At 29.3% G+C, this 21950-nt stretch carries 19 protein-coding genes; 16 read left to right on the top strand and 3 right to left on the bottom strand.

What is annotated here, in order from left to right; translation table 11 throughout:
- Positions 1 to 14: 14 nt before the first annotated feature.
- Positions 15 to 3026 (bottom strand): SusC/RagA family TonB-linked outer membrane protein, encoded by a 3012-nt coding sequence (locus tag V7P59_RS10490; protein ID WP_333810113.1) that lies wholly within the window; start codon positions 3024 to 3026, stop codon positions 15 to 17.
- 615 nt (positions 3027 to 3641) lie between these two features.
- Here V7P59_RS10490 and V7P59_RS10485 point away from each other — a divergent pair.
- The 13 genes from V7P59_RS10485 to V7P59_RS10425 all read left to right on the top strand — a co-directional run bounded on the left by V7P59_RS10485 (position 3642) and on the right by V7P59_RS10425 (position 15059).
- Positions 3642 to 3881, top strand: coding sequence for a helix-turn-helix domain-containing protein (locus V7P59_RS10485; RefSeq protein WP_333810112.1), 240 nt, complete (start codon positions 3642 to 3644; stop codon positions 3879 to 3881).
- 687 nt (positions 3882 to 4568) lie between these two features.
- Entirely contained in the window at positions 4569 to 5348 is a 780-nt protein-coding gene (locus tag V7P59_RS10480; RefSeq protein ID WP_333810111.1) for a hypothetical protein, read from the top strand.
- A 7-nt stretch (positions 5349 to 5355) separates the two neighbouring features.
- Positions 5356 to 5622, top strand: a complete 267-nt coding sequence (locus V7P59_RS10475; protein WP_333810110.1) for a hypothetical protein — start codon at positions 5356 to 5358, stop codon at positions 5620 to 5622.
- Between the two features lie 157 nt (positions 5623 to 5779).
- Entirely contained in the window at positions 5780 to 6121 is a 342-nt protein-coding gene (locus V7P59_RS10470) for a hypothetical protein (protein WP_333810109.1), read from the top strand.
- A 148-nt stretch (positions 6122 to 6269) separates the two neighbouring features.
- Complete coding sequence (locus V7P59_RS10465) at positions 6270 to 6407, top strand: hypothetical protein (protein WP_333810108.1); 138 nt, start codon at positions 6270 to 6272, stop codon at positions 6405 to 6407.
- Positions 6408 to 6751: 344 nt separating this feature from the next.
- Entirely contained in the window at positions 6752 to 7567 is an 816-nt protein-coding gene (locus tag V7P59_RS10460) for a glycosyltransferase family 32 protein (RefSeq protein WP_333810107.1), read from the top strand.
- Positions 7568 to 7572: 5 nt separating this feature from the next.
- Entirely contained in the window at positions 7573 to 9711 is a 2139-nt protein-coding gene (locus tag V7P59_RS10455; protein WP_333810106.1) for a family 16 glycosylhydrolase, read from the top strand.
- Between the two features lie 261 nt (positions 9712 to 9972).
- Entirely contained in the window at positions 9973 to 10101 is a 129-nt protein-coding gene (locus tag V7P59_RS10450; RefSeq protein ID WP_255674417.1) for a hypothetical protein, read from the top strand.
- A gap of 114 nt (positions 10102 to 10215) precedes the next feature.
- Entirely contained in the window at positions 10216 to 12237 is a 2022-nt protein-coding gene (locus V7P59_RS10445; protein WP_333810105.1) for a PHP domain-containing protein, read from the top strand.
- Entirely contained in the window at positions 12218 to 12526 is a 309-nt protein-coding gene (locus tag V7P59_RS10440) for a hypothetical protein (RefSeq protein ID WP_333810104.1), read from the top strand. Before V7P59_RS10445 ends, V7P59_RS10440 begins: the two co-directional genes overlap by 20 nt.
- Positions 12527 to 12686: 160 nt before the next feature.
- Complete coding sequence (locus V7P59_RS10435; RefSeq protein ID WP_333810103.1) at positions 12687 to 13841, top strand: AAA family ATPase; 1155 nt, start codon at positions 12687 to 12689, stop codon at positions 13839 to 13841.
- 3 nt (positions 13842 to 13844) lie between these two features.
- On the top strand, positions 13845 to 14459 hold the full coding sequence (locus V7P59_RS10430) for an HNH endonuclease (RefSeq protein ID WP_333810102.1): 615 nt from the start codon (positions 13845 to 13847) through the stop codon (positions 14457 to 14459).
- A 156-nt stretch (positions 14460 to 14615) separates the two neighbouring features.
- Positions 14616 to 15059: a hypothetical protein gene (locus V7P59_RS10425; protein ID WP_333810101.1), complete on the top strand. Its 444-nt coding sequence runs from the start codon at positions 14616 to 14618 to the stop codon at positions 15057 to 15059.
- Between the two features lie 27 nt (positions 15060 to 15086).
- On the opposite strand, the gene V7P59_RS10420 is transcribed toward V7P59_RS10425, so the two are convergent.
- Entirely contained in the window at positions 15087 to 15590 is a 504-nt protein-coding gene (locus tag V7P59_RS10420; protein WP_333810100.1) for a retroviral-like aspartic protease family protein, read from the bottom strand.
- Entirely contained in the window at positions 15580 to 15828 is a 249-nt protein-coding gene (locus tag V7P59_RS10415; protein ID WP_333810099.1) for a hypothetical protein, read from the bottom strand. Before V7P59_RS10415 ends, V7P59_RS10420 begins: the two co-directional genes overlap by 11 nt.
- Before the next feature lie 473 nt (positions 15829 to 16301).
- On the opposite strand from V7P59_RS10415, the gene cas9 reads away from it, so the two are divergent.
- The 3 genes from cas9 to cas2 are packed head-to-tail and all read left to right on the top strand — an operon-like array spanning position 16302 to position 21584.
- The gene (cas9, locus tag V7P59_RS10410) at positions 16302 to 20345 is read left to right on the top strand and encodes a type II CRISPR RNA-guided endonuclease Cas9 (RefSeq protein ID WP_333810098.1); all 4044 of its coding nucleotides are present in this window, start codon (positions 16302 to 16304) and stop codon (positions 20343 to 20345) included.
- Positions 20346 to 20347: 2 nt separating this feature from the next.
- Positions 20348 to 21244 carry a type II CRISPR-associated endonuclease Cas1 gene (gene cas1 / locus V7P59_RS10405; protein ID WP_231843873.1) on the top strand — a complete coding sequence of 299 codons (897 nt, stop codon included), beginning with the start codon at positions 20348 to 20350 and terminating at the stop codon, positions 21242 to 21244.
- Positions 21237 to 21584: a CRISPR-associated endonuclease Cas2 gene (gene cas2 / locus V7P59_RS10400; protein WP_333810097.1), complete on the top strand. Its 348-nt coding sequence runs from the start codon at positions 21237 to 21239 to the stop codon at positions 21582 to 21584. Before cas1 ends, cas2 begins: the two co-directional genes overlap by 8 nt.
- Positions 21585 to 21950 lie beyond the last annotated feature (366 nt).

The raw sequence follows: 21950 nt of genomic DNA, 5'->3' as shown, positions 1-21950 counted from the left end.
ATCGTTTTTTTAAATTAAAAAGTCAATTGCATCCCTAAAGTCAATACACATAATGTAGGTAACTGACCTCTAGATTGATTTTCAGGGTCTGCTCCGTTAAATCGTGTGAAAGTCAATAAATTCTGTCCTTGAAAGTAAAGTTTACATTTAAAATTTTTCAAAATAGAATTTGGCAATGTATACGAAAAGGATAGATTTTTCAAACGTACATAAGAAGCATCACTATAAGCCGCATCACTTCGTGTATAATAAGAATAAAAAGCATTTACAGCCGCACCATTAAAACCAGCAGTGTATAGTTGTGTGGGTCCTGTATCGCCTACTTGTTGCCAATGATTCAATACAGAGTTAGGCATATTACTTGAAGACCCTGGTAAAGCAGAAATTGCATTGCTATTAACTCCAATCTGTTTTACAAACTGAAATAGAAAATCCAATTCCCAGTTTTTATAACGCAAATTATTTTGAAATCCTCCAAAATAATCGGGTGAAGTATCTACAATCTTTTGACGATCTTCTAAATCGGTCAATAATCCATCACCATTAAAATCTGTAAATTCATAAATTCCAGTAGTTGGGTTAACTCCAGTAAATTCATAGACCTTATAAATTCCTAAAGGCTGACCTATAACGTATTGATTCGCATAGACCGAGCCTTCCAAATCTGGAAAAGCTATCAACTCATTCTTAGGTAGTGTTAAATTGACAGAAGTAGTCCAATTGAAATTTTTCTTTGAAAAATTTACACTTCGAAAAGTCAACTCTAAACCTCTATTTTCGACAGTGGCATCTAAATTAGCTTGCATAGAATTAAAACCTGTTGTACCGGGTAAAGGAATCCCAACTAACTGATTCGAAGAACGATTTTTAAAATAAGCTGCAGTTATAAAAATAGCGTCATTTAAAAATCCAGTTTCTAATGCTACTTCAAATTTTTTATTTACTTCCCAACTAAAATTAGGATTAAACAAACGGTCAGGTATCAAACCTATTACACCATTATAACCAATACCACTAGGTGTATAAGTGTTTAAAAACTGATAATCCCCTATCTGGTCACTTCCTGTAGTACCATAACTAGTTCGCAATTTTCCAAAACTTATAAACGGTAATTTGTTTTCAAAAAATGATATTTTACTAAATAACCATGCCACTCCAACTGCTCCAAAAGTAGCAAAACGATTACCAGGTCCAAATCGGCTTGAACCATCTCTACGCCCTGTTAAATTCAAAAAATATTTGTCTTGTAAGCTATAATTCAAACGACCAAACAATGCCATATAACGGTAATTGATTTCGGAATCATTCATGATTTGAGTAAATGAAGCCGCCGACAAATTGTCTAACAGAGCATTACTCGAAAATCCTGCACCATACACCGCTAACTGAGCTGCAATACGCTCTTGAAATGTGCTCCCAAGCAGCATACTGACTTTTCCTTTACCAATAGTTTTTTGCCAATGCAGTTGAGGTTCTAGACTCCAAGAATTTTGTTGGGATTGATTAACCATAGTAGACGAAATAACACTAGTTAATCCATATGCGGGATTATAAATAGTCGACGGACTTGTACTAGATTCTGCTACTCGGGTATCACTATAACCAAAAGAAGATTTTAATTCTAAATCAGGAAGTACAGCATAAGAAAGGGTACTTCCAACGGTTAAACCTTTAGTAGTTGTGAAGTATCTTCCATTCAACAAACTCAAGGGATTATCCCAAGTGCCGTTTTCCCAATTCAAATTCCCATTGGCATCATATAAAGCAGGTGCGTTGGGTGCTAAAGTTGTTGCCAATCGAGTCAAATCGGTACTAAATAAGTTGTTTTTATCCGCAACATAATTACCCGACATATTCATTTGAAACTTTTGGTTATCCGACTGATGGGCAATATTGAAATGAACGGCACTTTTACCATAACTAAAATCTCCCGGAAACACCGTTGTTTCATTAAAGTATGTCCCTCTAACCATAAATTGAGTATTGCCTGTTCCTCCTGAAACACCTAACGAAATATTTCTCGTTAAAGCAGTTCCTCCTATCAATTCTTTTTGCCAATCCGTATATCGGTTACGATCCCAAGTACCATTAATATCATAAGCCCAAAACGGATAACTACTTATACCATCATTTTCAAATGCTTCTTCACGCATGGTTAAATATTGCGAGGTATTCAGTAAATCCAGTCTCCTAGTAATAGTACCTGCTCCAGTATAAGTGTCAACAGTAAATTGTGTCTTGCCTTTTTTTCCTTTCTTAGTCGTAATCAGCACTACTCCATTAGCTCCTCTAGAACCATAAATAGCAGTAGCATCAGCATCTTTTAATACTTCAACGCTCTCAATATCGGAAGGATTAATAGCATTCAAAGGATTTAAAACTCCTCCCATAATAGAACCTGATATAGCAGCATTTCCCAAACTCTCAGTTGAAAAGGGCATACCATCAACCAAATACAAAGGCTGATTCCCTTCGGTTCGAATACTATTCACACCGCGTATTTGTATACCAAATCCACCTCCAGGTACTCCTGTAGCCTGTGTGATATTTACCCCAGCCATTCTACCTTGTAGTGTAGCCAATACATTAGTTACGGGTTGTTGTTCAATAGTAGCTGCTTTCACGGTTGTAATACTACCAGTACGCTCTTTGTCTTTAACTGTATAATAACCAGCATTTACAATCACTTCTTTAAGTGTTGTTGTGTCTTCTTGTAGATTAATTTTAATTATAGTTCTATTATTAATGGGTACTTCTTGTGTTTGATATCCTAAATAAGAAAACACTAAGATATCACTGGGTTGAGCCGAAATTTGAAAGTTACCATCAATATCGGTTAACGTTCCGGTTGTTGTTCCTTTGATAATAACAGTAACTCCTGAAAGCGCACCCACGTTATCGGAGACAGTTCCTTTGATAACCGTATCTTGTGCTTGTAGTATAGCTGTTGAAAAGACAGCTAGTGAGAGAATAAGTTTGGGCAATAGTTGTGATGCCCAATACCTAAAGAATGCATTTTTATTCATACATTTGTTTTGGTTAAATGAAACGTTAGTTTTGTTAATCCTGGTCCTCTATTCAACCGCCAAGAAGAGTTAGAGGGCCTTTTTTTGTCATTGCAAAGATAAAATCCGAAGCAACTTGTCATCTCGAGCGAAGTCGAGAGAGATAACGATTTAGTACACCATAGGCATTACTTTTAAAAGATTAATAAAAAGAAGATACACTGCCGCAATTATGTACAATCAAATCTAAGCAGTGCCCTTCCAAACTAACTAAAATGTTAAATGAGTTATTTGCGAAACTTAATTAAAAGCAGTGCTAAGAATGAATGTTGAGTGTTGACTTTTGAGCATAAAAAAAGGCATGGAACTCAGCTTAAACGTTTCAGAGGTACTGGTATACCCTACACACGAATAAGTGAGCCCACGCCCATAGACGTGAGCATCTTACTTATCATCTCGTGTGTTAAAAATTACCAGTTTTCTGAAACGAGATTCTAAGCGAATGCTTCAATATTTTATTTGAAGAATCGCAAATTTATTAATAATAATTACAAATATAAGCAAAAAATTAAATGTGGTTTTAAAAACCTACAATATTTTTATAAAATCTAATGAAATTGCCATTAAAAATGAGTAATGATTGATAAAAATGAATTTCTAATTCTTTTTGGAAAGATTATAGAAAAGCACAGAATTGAACAAAATCTAAGTTACAGACAATTAGCTCAAAGATGTGATATTGATCATAGTAACATTAGCAAGATTGAAAAGGGAGAAATCAATATTACCTTAAGCACTCTTCTTGAATTATCAAAAGGATTAAAATTGCAACCAAAGCAACTATTTGATTTCAAAATTGATTTAGACAACCCATAGTATTCAATTCTAGAATTAAATATATTATTGATTTAACTTACTCTAAAAAATAAAATCTCAATCAAATATATGAAATGGTATGAAATAATTTTAGGAATACTTATATTCATTTTCGCTATTTACCTAGGAATAAAAGCCAAAGATTTTAATAAAAATAAATATCATAATGATAGTTGGAAGAATAGAAATAAGTAGTCATACTAATGAAAAAAATGGATAGTTCAAGAACTTATGCTTTAATTATGTTTATTGGTTTTATTCTTCTGATTTTACAATTGGTATATATCTATTTTGAAATTAATGGTTGAGATGCTTAGGCATCTTTTTTATTTAAATCAAATTCAAAAATGAGTATTTATACGTATTGATATGTTGATTTAAATAACTTATTTTAGTCTTTTTTAAAACACTTAAATTACAAAAATCTGTAACCGGTTAAAATTAAATAGTATGGCACTCAAACCCGGACCATAAAGAATTGCTGATTCAACAGGAAAACCAGACCGAAGACAACGAGAGAATAAAAATAGACCTAGAAATACATCTTCATTAAAATCATCTGCACCAAAAAAGAAATAACAAAACAAAAAAGAATGTACAAGCATTTTTTTATTAACACAAATATCATTAAAAAGATAAATACATTTGATGATATTTTCTAATTATGTATAATTTTCCCAAATAACAATGCAAATCACTGAAGAAAATATTAAAGATTTGATATCCTTAAATGAATTTTATGAAAAAGGATATCAATATACAATAATGTACATAGCAAGGATTCATTCTCAAGCAGAGTTCTTATTTTCTAAAGTAATTTTGTTAGAAGATAAATTATACTCAAAATACGAAATATCAGAAATTATTGAAGCTTTTACTATAAAATCAATTTGTGATTGGGAATGGTATATTGAAAGAATGTTATGTGAAACATTGAAAAATGATACAACTAAATTATCTGAAACTTTAGACTTAGTTTTACCAAAAAAAATTTCTACAGACGAATGTTTCGTATATTTAAATGGACTAAATTACTTCGATTTAAAAAATGCTTCTAACCTAAAAGATATATCAAAAAAAATTCTTGTAGACGATTACAATCCATATTTAAAAATTAGTAATGAGGCTAAAAATAAAATTGATGAATTTTATATTATAAGAAATTATGTAGCTCATAAAAGCAAAAAGTCTAAAAAATCACTTATGAACATTTATAAAAAATATGACATATTAGAATTCAGAGATGCTGGAGAGTTTCTATTGTCAAAAGGAAATGAAAATTCAAAAACCATTATGGTTCAAGATTATGGTTCAGCATTTTGGTTGTCAGCATTTAATATTTTAGAGTTTTTGTATCCAAAAATTTATAAATGGATAGTTACAGAAGAAAAAATATACAATGAAAAATGTCATTTAAGATTAGATTACTTAATGCATTTAAGCTCAAAAAAAACAAAAATAACTTAGAGAAAATATGAACTTAGAAGAAATAAAAAAAGAAATTCAAATAATAGAATCTCATTTAACAGAAAAAGAGTTAAATAAAGATTTAATCGAAGTACAAAATGATGAATTGATTAAGTATCTAGAAACAATAGGTGCTAGAGAAATTCGATATAAAACTGGAAATCAACCACAATTAGGCAAGTTTACAGAATTAGGTGGTGTTACTAATTTATGGTATAAGGACGACAATGATATTTGGCTTATTAAAAATTATGAAATAAAGCGTTTCTTCTAATAAAACTAAACCTAGCGTTTAGCAAGATTGCGAATTTTGTGGCAAATTCACGTTTACATTTCGCAAGAAATTTTATCTTTAACAGAAAATAATCGGTTCCGAAGCTCTCAACCTAGCCAAGCGCTAGAGCGTTTGGCAACATATTACGAAAACAGAAATGAACGAGAAAATTTGGTTTGAATTGGTTGACAAAAAGTACGGTGAAATATACTTAACAAAGTATCTTTCGTTACAACGTGCTTTAAAAAAAACTTTTACCATTTTGACTCTTTTAATTTCTGTTAGCGGAATATTAGGTTGGAAATATTTCGAGGATTATGCTTGGATTGCTTTTATTCTTATTTCAATAATGCAACTTTTCACGTTAATTGAAAATCAACTTATTCGTTCTGAAAAAGAAATTGAAGAAATAAGTAATTTAAGAATGATGTACACAAAGTATTTTCATAAACTTGAACAACTTTATACTGAATTTTACTTCAACAGAATAACAGAATAAAACGCAACAATTCAATTTTTTGAATTAAGAAAAACTGATTGAGAAAAAATTGAAGAACTTGATTGCAAACTTGATATTAAAAAATTTAATCGTTTAATGAATAAAGCCGATATTGAAACTAATCAATATCTTAATAAATACCATAATTATGAGCAAAGAACGTAATTCAACACCGCCACAAAAACCAAGTGGAACTCCAACAAATAATCCAGGAGAAAATAATGGAGAAGCGAAAGGACAAGTTCCAACAATGAGAAATCCACCACCACCACCAAAAAAAGATTAAGGAGAAATTAAGGTTTTTGAATTTTAGACATTCTTAGAACACCTAACTCCGAAAAGTATCGGGTGCATTTTCTTTTTTCTGTTCTACAACCGAATAGAAAGTAGAAAATAGGTCGCCAACAGCAGTTACACAAGATTTGGGTTTTAGGATTAATTTAAACATAGCTTTGTGCTTTTAGAGTTGGTCTTTAATAGAAAGTTAGGCATACTTAATCCCAAACCTCGTGTAACTGCGGAACGTTATATGCTAATTGTGTATAAATGACATAGTTAAAAAAAATTAAAATATCAGTAGTTATATTTTACTTAAATAATATAATTATGTGTAATAACCAATAAATGTAAATGAATAAAAAAAATACCATATCAATAGCTGAAGATGATAATGCTCGTTCAAAATTCATTTATGATTTTCTACAAAAAGAAAAAAACACTACAGTTAATAAGGTTCCTATTCCTAAGGTAATTATGCAATATTGGCACTCGTCAAAAGAGATACCAAAGGATGTTTTAGAATGTATTGAAAGCTGGAAAGTCCTTATAAAAAAAGGATTTAGGTTTGATTTCTTTGATGACGAATCAGCAAAATGTTTTATAAAAAAGTACTTAAAAAAAGAACATATAGACTCATATTTAAAATGTCAACACCCAGCAATGAGATGTGATTATTTTAGACTATGTTACTTATATGTATCTGGTGGATTTTATGTTGATTCAGATGAATTGCTTTTAAATACTGAAATTGATTTCCTATTTGAGAATAATAACATTAAAATTCAACCTCTCTGTTATTCCTTAAAAGAAGAAAAAATGGTTGATAATAAAGATTTCTTACATTGCCCATATGACGAAACAAATATCTATTACTTCAATAATAATCCAATCATATCACCTCCAAATCATCACTTGATTACTATTGCTCTCAAAAGAGCAACTTATAAGTTAATTGGTAATGAAAACATTTTTGATATTCAAGCAACTACAGGACCAGGAAACCTTAGTGCGTCCTTGGTTAATTATTTGATAAATGGTGGGAATGATGTAGAGTATATTGATGACTGGAATTCAATATCAACAAGCGTCTGGGCATTAAGTTATCGGAATGACAATCGAAATTGGAGACTCTACAATGAAAATGAAAACAAATGGTTTAATGAATAATTAATATGAATATAATAACTGGAAATCGTAACTTTCTATTTCTAAAATATAGGTTAAAAAAATTATTAAGATTTTTAATAAATCAAGAAAAATTAAACACATTTGGTGATGGTGAAAATCAAATAAATAAGGTTTTTATTATCAATCTTGACAGGCAAAAAGAAAGATGGAGGTTAATTCAAGAAGAATTAACGAGAATAAAGATTCCGAATAAAAACACCCTTCTAAGTTTTACAGAAAGATTCTCAGCTATTGATGCGAAAAACCAATCAATAAAGACAAATAAAATCAACTCTTCTTATACATTAGAAGACCAATATTTTGTAGACCCAAATCCAGAATTATTAAATATTATTCGAGAAAAAGAAATAATTATTGACCTTACAAAACAAGAAATCGCTGTCGCATTATCCCATCTTTCCATTTGGGATAAAATTATAGATGAAAATATACATAGCGGACTTATTTTGGAGGATGATATTTATTTTGAAAATAAATTCTCAAATAAATTAAACTCATTATGGAAAGAAATTGTTGAGTCTAAAATTGAATTTGACATTATTTATCTTTCGTATAAAAAAGTTGAACACGCCCCAGACTTAACACGAATATCAAATAATCTTTCCATACCTAATAGAGGTATATGGTGGTTATCAGGATATATCTTATCAAATAAAGGAGCAAGAAAACTTCAAGAAAAACTTCCAATAACTGGCCCTGTTGACCTATGGATTAATCATAAATTTAACGAGCTCGATGTTTATACATGTAATGACTCAATAATTAGTCAAAAACTTTTTATAACCTCAGATAATAATTATTCTATACTCCCAATTTTATCGCAAATAGGTATTAAATCTAACAAAACATTTATTGATTTAGATAAATTGAAAGGTCGTAACCCTGTTTTTATGTTTGATTTAAGTTCTAATAAATCAAATCTTTTGAAACTTGAAATACTATTAAGTTTAAATAGTTATCGAACTCATTTCATGAAATCTGATAGAGAATTAGATCACATAAAGAACTTAATTAATAGAAAAGAAACATTACTATTTGATGCATATATTGGGTTTAATTCATTAATTGAAATGATACCATCATTAATAAGTTTTTATCCGAATGTTATAATCATTATTCTTTCAAAGGATAATGATTCAATTCCTCAAGCCTGCTCTTCATATATCGGTAAAAATATATTTTGCGTTAATCCTAAAAGGAATATTACAAAGGAGGTTTCAAAGTTACTTAAAATCAAAAATTGGGATCTTGATAGTGATGATATACTAAAAATAAATCCCGAAATAAATGAAAAAGTAATACAAATAAGTATTCCTAATGATTACAAATATTTAGAACATGATGTTACCCCTTGGATACTACCTATTGAAAATATTAAAAAATACTTACCATATGATTTTAATAAAAATGAAATAATCCCAATTGCTAAACACGTTGAAAATAGAATAGATTACTTTGAAGAATTTGACGTTAATTTTTGGGGTATTTTAGAAGATACTTTTCCTTCAAATCAATCTCGATTTTCAAAAGAAAACTTCAGTCTATCTAGTGAACTAGATTCTGGATTTCAATTAGAAATAACTAACAGTGTTCAAGGAGAAAAAAAATATTCATCTTCATCAATAGTTTCTATAGAAAAATTTATACATGGTAGTTTTGAAATTTCAATGAAGCCTATAAAAGGAGAAGGGATTGTTTCTGCTTTTTTCTTGCATAGAAATGATCCGTGGCAAGAAATTGACATTGAATTTTTAGGACATGATACAACTAAAATATTATTAAATGTTTATTATAATCCTGGTATCGTAAATACAAAATATAATTTTGGATTAAGAGGAACTCCTGTATTAATAGACTTAGGTTTTGATGCCTCTGAAGATTTTCACGATTATAGGATAGAGTGGGAATATCATGAGATTAGATGGTATGTTGACAATGAAATTATACATGTCAGAAAAGCGTGGATGCCAACACCTATTCCAAACCTTCCTATGGTAGTCTATGTAAATGCATGGATTACTAATTCCGAAGAGTTAGCAGGTAAATTTGAAGAAAGTTTACTTCCCAAAACTTCATTTATTAGATATATAAAAATGTATAATTTTGACTATACAAAAAACTAAATACACATAACAGTATTTTTAATGCATAGCACCCTGCGGGATGCTACAAAATCATACACCCCTAGCTGGTCGCGAATCCTTTCGCGTACCATGAACTCAAGATAAACAATAATAAAACTGAGGAAGGTGCTTGGGTATCTTTTTCATTCAAATCAAATTAAAAAATGAGTATTTATACGTATTGACAAGTTGATTTGAACAATTTAATTTAGTATCTATTTAAAATTTTAAAAATCCGTAATCAATTAAATTTAAAATACTATGGCACTTAAACCCGGACCAAAAAGAATTGCTACTTCTACAGGACAGCCTGATAAAAGACAACGTGATAATAAAAATACTCCTGGCAATACCCCTTCGCTAAAACCTCCTGTACCAAAAAAGAAATGATTAATGATATACTGATTAATATGTTAAACTAAATACCATAAATAAGTTGTATCTATTTTATCATATTTACTAGTTGGTTATAATTATCCAAAAAATCGTAGAAATCAAGAAACTATGAAAAAAATAGACTTACATATACATACAATTGCTTCTGTCAGTGACAAATCTTTTGAATTTGACCTGTCGAAATTAAAAGAGTATACTGAAAGATTAGAAATTGACGCAATAGCTATAACCAATCACAACTTATTTAATTTTAAGCAGTATAATGAAATTGTTAAAGAACTTGATATAATTGTTTTTCCTGGAATTGAGATTGATTTAGAACGTGGACATTTATTGTTAATTACTGATAATAAAGATTTATCTGAAATTAATGATTTTTCAAAAAAATGTGATAGAGTAAGTTCCCTGATAAATACTAAAGACGACTACTTAACATTAGAACAATTTAATGATATTTTCACCACACTAGATAAATATTTACTTATTCCTCATTATCAAAAAAATCCAATCATTTCAAGTGAGATTATAAGCGAAATAAATACTTTAATTAGTGCAGGAGAAGTCTCTAGCTACAAAAAATTTAAAACATGTATAAAGGATTCTGAAAGTTTAGTTCCTGTAATTTTTAGTGATTCAAGATACTTTTCTTCGATGAAAAATTTTTCAACACAACAAACTTTTGTTGATTTAGAAGAAATTACCTTAAAAGGCATAAAATCGTGTCTAACTGATAAACAAAAAGTCTTTCTTACTAAAGAAGAAGGAAACGATTTTTTTCAAGCTACTGATGACGGATTGATGTTATCAACTGGATTAAACGTCATTTTAGGTGAACGTTCAACAGGTAAAACAGTAACTTTAAAAAAAATATTTCATAATCATGAAAACGTAAAATTCATTGAACAATTTTCATTATTACAAAATGACGAACAGAAATTTGAAGAGTTACTTTCTCGAAGACACAGTACTGTTTCTGAGGAATTTTTGAATGAATTTAAACAAGTTATTAATTCTGTAAAAAATATTGATGAAAAGCAGAATGAAATTGAAATTGAAAATTATTTAAATTCTTTACTAAAATATGCATCAGACAACGAAAAAGCTGATGCTTTTTCCAATACTAAGTTATTTAGTGAAAACCTTTTTACTAAAAAAGAGTTGCTCGGATTAAAAAATTTAATTTCTGCTGCTAAAACTTTAAAAGAAAACTCGGAATACAAAAATATAATTGGAAAACACGTAACGTATCAATCTCTAGAATCATTAGAAATTGATTTAATGAAAGAATATTTAAGAGTTGAAGAAATTAACTTAAAAAAGGATTGGGTTAACACTCTAATTTCAAAAATAAAAGACGAATTACGTTTTAGAACATCTTCAACTGTACCAGAAGATGTAGACTTTTATAGAATATTGATTGAAAAAGAGAAAGTTAAAAAATTTAATAAGATTGTAAATGACTTAAAAATAGAAAGAGAAATCGATAGAAAAGAAATAAGAGGTTTCAAAATTGTTGCTATCGCAAAAGTTTTTACAAGTGCTACACACTTGAAAAAGTTTTACAGAAGGCAAACCTCTTTAACTGGTGCTTTTGCAAATTATCATTTACCTTTTAAATTTCTAAAATCTTTACAAAGTATGGATATTGAGGAAACTGAACTCTATAAATTTTTTATTGATATTGAGTATAAAACTTTGAACAAACTTGGGTTTGAAGTATCTGGAGGCGAACGTTCAGAATTCAATTTACTGCATGAGATAAACGATGCTTTAAAACATGAAATGTTGTTAATCGATGAACCTGAATCTTCTTTTGATAATATTTTTTTAAAAAATGAAGTAAATGCATTATTAAGAGATATATCAAAATCAATACCTGTAATAATTGTTACACACAATAGCACAGTTGGAGCTTCAATAAAACCAAATTATATTGTGTGTACAAAGAGAGAAATTGAGAATAATGAAATAGTTTATAAAACTTTTTCAGGACATCCAGCTGATAAACATTTGAAATCCGTAAATGGGGAAATCATTGATAATTATGATGTAATGCTAAATTGTTTAGAGGCAGGAAATGATGAATATAACAAACGAAGAACCGAGACTTATGAAATACTTAAAAATTAAAGACAATAAAGGTTACTTTCTTAAACAAGAAAAAGAACAGCCTGACCAATGGATTGAAATTGATAAAATTTCCAAAGAAGATTTAATAAATTTACTTGAATCTGCTATATCAACTGATTTTGAGATTGACGAATATATTGAAGAAAATATTGGACATAAAGCTCACCAAATTGTATATAAGAGTATATTCGAAAAATTTACAGATTTGATAAATAATAAGAAATCATTTATTGATGAATGCGACTCACAATTTAGGAGCGCAATTGAAAAATATGAGTCACTAGAATAAAATAATTACCATCAACACACTTTGACGCAATTGTGAATTTTATGGTAAATTCACGTTCACATTTCGCAAGAAATTTTATCTCTAACAGAAAGTTCTCAACTGACGTGAAGCGTGGTAACGCTAGCCGTAAGCATAAACAATACTGGCAATAGAAAATTAAATGGAAAATATAAACAATTTACCTAACGATATATTATCAAGACAAAGACTACCAAATGATATTAGCGTTCTTATTGGAGAAAATGGTAGTGGAAAAAGTACATTACTAAACTTACTTTCAAAGTATTTTCTTAGAACAAGTGATAATGTAATTGCATTAGCTAATTCAATTCACGACAAGTTTGATAGTAAAAGTAGAAATTTCAAAACACTCAGGGGACGTTCAGGAAGACGACAAACAAGAAATATTTTAAAAAAAGCTCTTGAAGTTTCAGCAAAAGGTGACATTACACAAAATTTAAAAAACATATCAAGAGTATTGACCTATGTTAAATTTGACCCAATGATTGGTTTTAAAGTCGAAGGTTTAAAAACAGAATTCAATGATAGAATTCAAGAGTTAGATATAAACCATAGGGACAAGGAACAAATTATATTTCTGTTTGAAAGACTACAACAAGAAAACAGAGAAAACGATATTATTTGGATACAACTAGAAGAATATAACTTCAGAGACTTTCAAAAATCAATACTTATTCAACTCTTTTCATTTGAAAGCTTACTCAGACGAAACAAATTAATAAACCATATAGAAGTTTATCTGAAAAAAAATGGTAAAGAAATATCAATGTTAAATGCAAGTTCAGGGGAACTTGCGTTAATTACTTCAATAATTTACCTATCAACTATCATTAACGAAAACACTGTAATTTTAATTGACGAACCTGAAAACAGCTTACATCCCAAGTGGCAAAAAGAATATGTTCAAATATTGTTTGATATTTTTTTCTACTATCAACCAAAAATCATAATTGCAACCCATTCACCATTGATTGTTAATGGAGCTGAATTATTTACAGATGATCCGAAAATATATAAGGCACATAATTTTACACTTAAATTACAGAAGAAAGAGCCTTTGAATTTAGAAGAAACTTACTTTAGGTTTTTCAATATATCAACTCCTCAAAACAGATTTCTTTCTGAACAAGTAATCAGACTACTAAACATATTAGCTGCTAAGAAAATAACGCTCGAATATTTTAACAATGAAATAAATAGAATAAATAATACCGCATACGACCCTGAACAAATTAAAGCATTAAATGCAGTTAAAGGACTTGCAACAATAATTGCAGAACAATTAAGAAATTAATCTATGAACATTAACCAAACAGACATAGCGAATATTCAAGCAGCAATTAGTCAAAAAGATACAATTGCCATTTGGGATAATCAATTGATTAAACCATTTAAAAGGAAAATTAAAGACCATTTCAGATCAATCAAAAATGAGTGTTGTTATTGTAAAAAAAACTTTACAGGTGAATTTAATATGGTAATTGATATAGAGCATATACTTCCTAAAAGCAGATTCGAAGATTTAATGTTTACTATATTCAATTTGAATATTGCTTGTAAGAGATGTAATATGAATGTCAAAAACGAAAAAGTAGATTTTCTTGTTGACTTAGCATTAACTAGGGCAAATCCTCAAGATCCTTCACTTTACAGATTCATTCACCCGAACTTTGACATTTACGACCAACATTTAAATTACATTTTCAACATAGACAATCAAAAGAAGGTAATTAAGTATATTGTTGTTGGAGAAAGTAAGAAAGGAAAGTTTACTTATGACTACTTTAGATTAAATGAGTTAGAAATAGACACATTAAATCAATCTCAAGGAACCAAGAAAAAAGAAGAATTAACAGACCAAATAGACCCCGAAATAAAAAGCCAACTTGAAAATATATTTAAACAACTTTAGAACAAGAATACCAGGAGCTAACAAGCGTTTACTTAATTACGAGTCAAGAGATTAATTAATATTCTACCTCGATTCAACTTTTGTGGTGTATTGACAGTTTTATGCTCAGATATCCTCCACAAAAGATTAGTAAGAACCTCTAAAAAACTGAAATATATGATAAATAAATGGACATCTGAATTGAAAAATGCAGTTAAAAAATTACAAATAAATTATTCTCTTGATAATAGTACAATAATTAACGACGATGATTTAAAATTTGGTATCATACAAAATCTTCATAATGTTTCAGAAGAAAATAATATGTTGATTAAACCGAAAATTCCATGGTATGAAGAAAGTTCTGAAAAAAAACAAGTTAAATTCTATTTTGATCTAGCAATATTAAAAAAATCAATTTTTAATTTAGAATTCAGAAATGCAACAATGAATAATAAAGGTTATTATTATAATGACATTTCACTAGCCATAATGTTGAAATTTGCAAAGCCTAATTTTAATCTTTCAGAAATAGGTGAAGATTTAAATAAACTTAAATTGTTTTCTATTCAAACTGCTAATGATGCTGAAAAACAGAAACCAGTTTTAGTAATAGGATAATAGATAAAGCCACTTTATAAAGTGGCTTTATCGTCTTTTATTAGTGTATTTGTTTTTTATTTTTGGTAAATTTTTAATCGGTGTTGCTCCATAATTTGGATTTGTAACATAGTCTATTTCGTGACCTGAAGGAACTCTAAAAGACATACAAGTTTTTCCATTATGATTTGTGATTGAGAAATCCCCTAAAGTTATAATATCCATTCCTATTAATGCTTCACAACCACCACTTAACCCATCAACTTCTGTTACGGTAATACCTTGAATTATCACCCCGTTTGGTAACCCTACATCAACTGTAAATGTGTTTTGGTTTGCAATTCCGTTAGCTGTATTTACTTGTGCAAATCCTGTAGGTATTAGATTTAATGCTTTTGATACATTTTTTGTTATAACAGAACTAGTTGCTCCTGTGTCCCAGATTGCCTTTAATTTTGCCCCGTTTGTTGTGTTTGGAATAAAGATATGTGCCTCTGTATGTAAAACACGAGCAATTCCACTAACTTTTAATGTAAGCGCTCTACCTACCAATTGAATGAATTATTACTTGTGAATGAAATGTTTGAGTATAACTTTGTTCTCCTTCTATACAATGTTGTATTAAAAAAGTTCCAAGCTCGTTTTCTTTCAAAGAATTATTGTAAGCCTCTGAATGAGAATTGTAGACACCAATAATTGAATTATTTTTAATAACTATAAATTTTCCATTATATTTTTCAACCAATTCTTTTTGATTGTCAAGATAAAACTGAAATTCTTTTTCTAACATTTTTTTTGATTTAAAAGTCTGCAAATGTACAAATTATATTTAAAGATAATTAAATTTCATGACATACAATTTATTTTTAACTTTAAATTTGTGTAAACTTGTATATAGTTACCAAAATTAAAATAGGTATTTATACGTAATTGTAATTTAAATTATTAAAGCTAAATTAGCTATTGAAATAGCTTTTCCTTAAATTCCTTCTTGCTATAGTAATTTGAAATTCTATTTTTAAAATAAACAAAAGAATAATCAAACTCTAACGAAAATAATTTAATAAACATGAAACTGTTTTAAATAAAAAAAGCGACAACTTATGGATGCCGCTTTGAATGTTTTCACAACGGAATAATCCTTATTGTGAATTGCTTCAAAATTGTAATGCAATATTACAAAATAATTTTTAATATCCCAATACGGTTTTCCGTAAAATAAACTATTTTATTTTAATTAAGTTTAAAACCAAAATAAATAGAATGAAAAAAATATTAGGTCTAGATTTAGGTACTACATCAATAGGATGGGCTTTTATTAATGAAGCCGAAACAGATAATGAAACATCAAAAATAATAAGTGCTGGAGTTAGAATTGTTCCTCTTACTACTGATGAAGAAGCGGATTTTAAAAAAGGAAATACAATTTCAATAAATGCAAACAGAACTTTAAAGCGTGGCGCTAGAAGAGGCCTACAACGTTTTAAACAAAGACGAAGTGCATTATTGCAAACATTTAGAGAAGTAAATTTTATTTCATCAAATTATGTTTATGCAGAAACAGGCAAGAAATCCACTTTTTCATCTTATCAGTTAAGAGCCAAAGCTGCTGTAGAAAAAGTAACCAAAGAAGAACTTATTCGAGTCTTATTAATGCTTAATAAAAAAAGAGGTTATAAAAGTAGTAGAAAAGCAAAAACAGCCGATGAAGGTGATGCTATCGACGGAATGAAAATTGCAAAAGAAATTTTCGAGAACAATCTCACTCCTGGCCAATGGATTTATAATTCTTTACTTAAGGGTAAAAAATTTGTTCCAAATTTTTATCGTTCTGATTTACAAAAAGAACTAGAAAGAATAATTAAATTTCAAAATAAATTTTATCCTGAAATTTGTAATGAAAAGTTATTAAATGAAATTAAAGACAAATCTAGAACAGTCACATCACAATATTTTTCAAAAACTTTAAATATACCTCTAGCTGAAAACAAAGGAACTAGAGATGAAACCAAATTACAACATTATAAATGGAGAAATGAAGCTTTAAACAATAAAATAGACTTTAACGCTTTAGCCTTTATTATTACCGAAATCAACAATCAAATAAACCAATCTAGTGGATATCTAGGCGCTATTAGTGACCGAAGTAAAGAATTATACTTTAATCAAGAAACGGTTGGACAGTTTTTATACAAACAGCTACAAGATAATGCACATACCAAACTTAAAAACCAAGTGTTTTACCGTCAAGATTATTTAGATGAATTCGAAAAAATTTGGGAAGTGCAATCAAAATTTCACCCTGAATTGAATGATAAACTTAAATCAGATATCAAAGATATTACGATTTTCTATCAAAGAAAATTAAAATCACAAAAACACTTAATAAGTAATTGTGAATTTGAAAAAGGTCATAAAGCTATTCCCAAATCTTCTCCTCTATTTCAGGAGTTTAGAATTTGGCAAAATTTAAATAATATTGTTATTAAAAACGAGATAACAAAAGAAACTTTTTTATTAGGGGATGAACTAAAACAGCAAATTGCAGATGAGCTTCAGTTTAATGATAATTTAACTGATATTCAATTAATGAATTTTTGTAAACTAAAAAAAGGGAGCCATTCTGTGAATTTTAAAAAAATAGAAGGAAACAGAACGAATACAGCGCTCTATAAAGCTTTTGAAAAAATTATTGAAATTGAAGGTTATGACTTGAATTTTTCTAAAATGAATGCATCTGAAATTAAAGAGAGTACTTCCAAAATTTTTGAAGCTACAGGTATAAATCCTGATATTTTAGAATTTAATCCAACTATTCAAGGAAATAATTTTGACAAACAACCCTATTATCAATTATGGCATTTACTTTATTCTGCAGAAGAAGATGAAAGCCTAAAAAAAAGCTTGATGACCAAATTTGGTTTTAAAGAAAGTCACATACCTTTTCTTTTAAACCTCAGCTTACAAGCTGATTATGGAAACCTAAGTGCAAAAGCTATCAAAAAAGTCTTACCTCATTTGATGGACGGCCATATTTATAATAAGGCTTGTACTTTGGTAGGTTATAATCATTCATCATCATTATCAGTAGAACAAAATAACGATAGAGTACTAAAAGATTCTCTTGAATTATTGAAGAAAAACAGCCTCAGAAATCCTGTTGTCGAAAAAATTCTCAATCAACTGATTAATGTTATTAATGCTATTATATCAGATCCCACCATGGGGAAACCTGATGAAATTCGCATTGAGTTAGCACGTGAATTAAAAAATAACAATGAGCAACGTAGTGAACTGACTAAAGCTATTAATAAAAGTACATCTGAACATGAACAAATAAGAAAATTACTTCATAGTGAATTTGGAATAGCTAGAGTAACAAAAAACGATATTATCCGATATAAACTTTGGAAAGAAACTGATGGTATTTCTTTATATACTGGAAAACCAATAGAACCTTCATTATTATTTACTAAAGATTACGACATTGAACATATAATTCCAAAATCGAGATTGTTTGATGATAGCTTTTCTAATAAAACATTGTGTGAAAGACAATTCAATATTGAGAAGAGTAACCGAACTGCGTTCTCATATTGTGAAGAAAGATTAAATAAATTTGAATTTGAACAATATGAAAATCGTGTAAAGGATTTTTTCAAAACTGGAAAAATAAAGTACACCAAATACAAAAAACTCTTAATGAAAGACAATGAAATTCCTGAAGATTTTATTGAACGTCAGTTAAAAGAAACACAATACATTGCAAAAAAAGCGAAAGAAATCCTATTGGAAGTTTCAAGAAATGTAACAACTACCATTGGAAGTGTAACAGACAAATTACGCGAAGATTGGGAATTGATCGATGTGATGAAAGAACTCAATTGGGATAAATACGATAAATTAGGCTTGACTTATATTGAAGAAGGTAAAAATGGAGAACGTTTGTACAAAATTAAAGATTGGACGAAACGAAACGACCATCGCCATCACGCTATGGATGCAATAACTGTTGCTTTTACTAAACCTGCTTATATTCAATATTTAAATAACTTGAATGCCCGATCTAATAACGATAAAAAAGGAAATTCGATCATTGGAATTGAAAACAAATACTTAAAAAGAGATAAAAATAATAAGCTTCGATTTATCGAACCATTGCCCAATTTTAGAGAAGAGACAAAAAAACAACTTGAACGTATTTTGATTTCCTATAAAGCAAAAAATAAAGTAGTTACCAAAAACAAAAATGTGACTAAAAAAAGTGGCGGAACAAATCAGAAAATTCAATTGACACCAAGAGGACAATTGCACAAAGAAACGGTTTATGGGAAATTGCAACAATATGCCACCAAAGAAGAAAAGGTAAATGCCAATTTCACTAAAGAAATTATTCAAAAAGTGGCTAAAAAAGAATATCGAGAAGCTCTTTTGAAACGATTGGCAGAAAATGATAATGACCCTAAAAAAGCCTTTACAGGAAAGAATGCTTTAAATAAAACGCCTATTTATATTAGTTTAAAAGACAATATTATAGTTCCTGAAAAAGTAAAAATAGTTTGGTTAGAATCTGATTATACCATTCGAAAAGATATTACACCCGATTTAAAAATTGACAAAGTAATTGATATTGGTTTAAAAATAACACTTCAAAATCGCTTAAATGAATTTGATGGAGATCCCAAAAAAGCATTCGTCAATCTAGACGAAAATCCAATTTGGCAAAACAAAGAAAAAGGTATCGCTATAAAAAGAGTGACAATAAGTGGTGTGAGTAATGCGCAAGCTTTACACACTAAAAAAGACCATTTTGGCAATGAAATTTTAGACGAAAACGAAAATCCAATTCCTGTAGATTTTGTTAGTACGGGTAACAATCATCACGTAGCAATCTACAGAGATGCAAAAGGAAATTTACAAGAAGAGGTAGTTTCATTTTATGATGCTGTAGTTCGAAAGAATCTTGGTTTATCGATAATTAATAAATCTCACGAAAAAGGCTGGGAATTCTTATTTACTATGAAACAAAACGAATATTTTGTTTTCCCTTCGGATAGTTTTAATCCGCAAGAAATGGATTTATTGAATCCCGAAAATTATCATTTGATTAGTCCTAATATGTTTAGGGTTCAGAAGTTAGGCTCAAAAGATTACACCTTTAGACATCATTTGGAAACGCAATTATTAGATGATAATCAATTAAATAATATAGCTTATAAGAGAATAAGAAGTCCAAAAGAATTATCAATGTTATTAAAAATCCGCATCAATCATTTAGGTCAAATTGTTCAACTAGGCGAATATTAGCTATGATAAAAAGAACTCTTTTTTTTGGCAATCCCGCTTATTTGAGTACCAAAAATGAGCAAATTGTAATCTCTTATCCCGACAAGGAACAAGAAACAAAAACCGTCGCTATTGAAGATATTGGAGTAATTGTTTTAGAAAATCAACAAATCACTATTACAAATGGTTTGTTAGAAAAACTGACCAATAATAATGTAGCCTTAATCAATTGTGATCAATATCATTTGCCTATTGGTTTATTGATGCCTTTAAGCGGACATACCGAACAAACAGAGCGTTTTAAAAATCAAATTAATGCTTCTGTTCCGCTGAAAAAGAATTTGTGGCAACAAACTATTAGTTCTAAAATCAGTAACCAAGCTGGACTATTAAAAGAAAAAGGAATTCCCTGCCGTAAAATGGAAATTTGGGCAAAAGAAGTAACATCAGGAGATGCACTCAATCACGAATCGAGAGCAGCGGTTTTTTATTGGCAAAACCTCATCCAGATAGAAAATTTTACCCGAGGACAAAAAGGAATCCCTCCCAATAATTTATTGAATTATGGTTATGCCATTCTTAGGGCGATTACCGCAAGAGCAATTGTTAGTTCCGGAATGTTACCCACTTTAGGCATTTTTCATCGCAACAAATACAATGCGTATTGTTTGGCAGATGACATTATGGAGCCTTATCGTCCTTATGTGGATTTGATTGTTTGTCACATTATGCAAACCGAGGATAATTATGACGAATTAACAATCGAAATCAAAAAACAGTTATTAAGCATTGCAACCATAGATGTGTATATAGACGGAAAGAATAGTCCTTTGATGGTTGCGATGAGCAGAACTACACATTCTTTACACGAATGTTTTGAAGGAAAAGCAAGGAAAATTTTATACCCTATTTATGTATGACGAACATTATACCCGTTTAAATCAATATAGGAGTTTGTGGATATTAGTATTTTTTGATTTACCAACCGAAACACGCAAAGAGCGTAAAATTGCCAGTACATTTCGCAAGAACTTATTGGACGATGGCTTTTCTATGTTCCAATTTTCAATTTATATGCGATTTTGTGCTAGTAAAGAAAATGCAGAAGTACATACCAAACGAATAAAAAATAAATTACCCGAACATGGCAAAATTGGCGTAATGCAAATCACCGACAAGCAATTTGGAATGATGGAGCTTTTCTATGGAAAAAAACAAATAGAAACAGATAAACCTTCTCAACAATTGGAATTATTTTAGTCATCAGGATTAAAAAAACTCATAACCACTTAATTACCAACACATAAAACCTACTCTTTTTTAATTTCAAAAAAAACTCATAACTACCAACATATCAAACGATTATATCGCGGTATGTTGGGAATTATAAGTAAAAATACAATTTTGAAAGCAATTCACAACATGAACCTTTTGTAACTTTAACTTTATATGTTGGGAATTATAAGTAAAAATACAATTTTGAAAGCAATTCACAACTCACACGATATACAATTTTTTCCTTTATCTGTTGGGAATTATAAGTAAAAATACAATTTTGAAAGCAATTCACAACACGCTCCTCAAATTTGGATTCCAAATGAAGTTGGGAATTATAAGTAAAAATAC

Source organism: Flavobacterium sp. (assembly GCF_036782315.1).
Classification (GTDB): Bacteria; Bacteroidota; Bacteroidia; order Flavobacteriales; family Flavobacteriaceae; genus Flavobacterium.
Note: the sequence above shows the minus strand (reverse complement) of the source record. Positions and strands in the feature narration are given on the sequence as shown.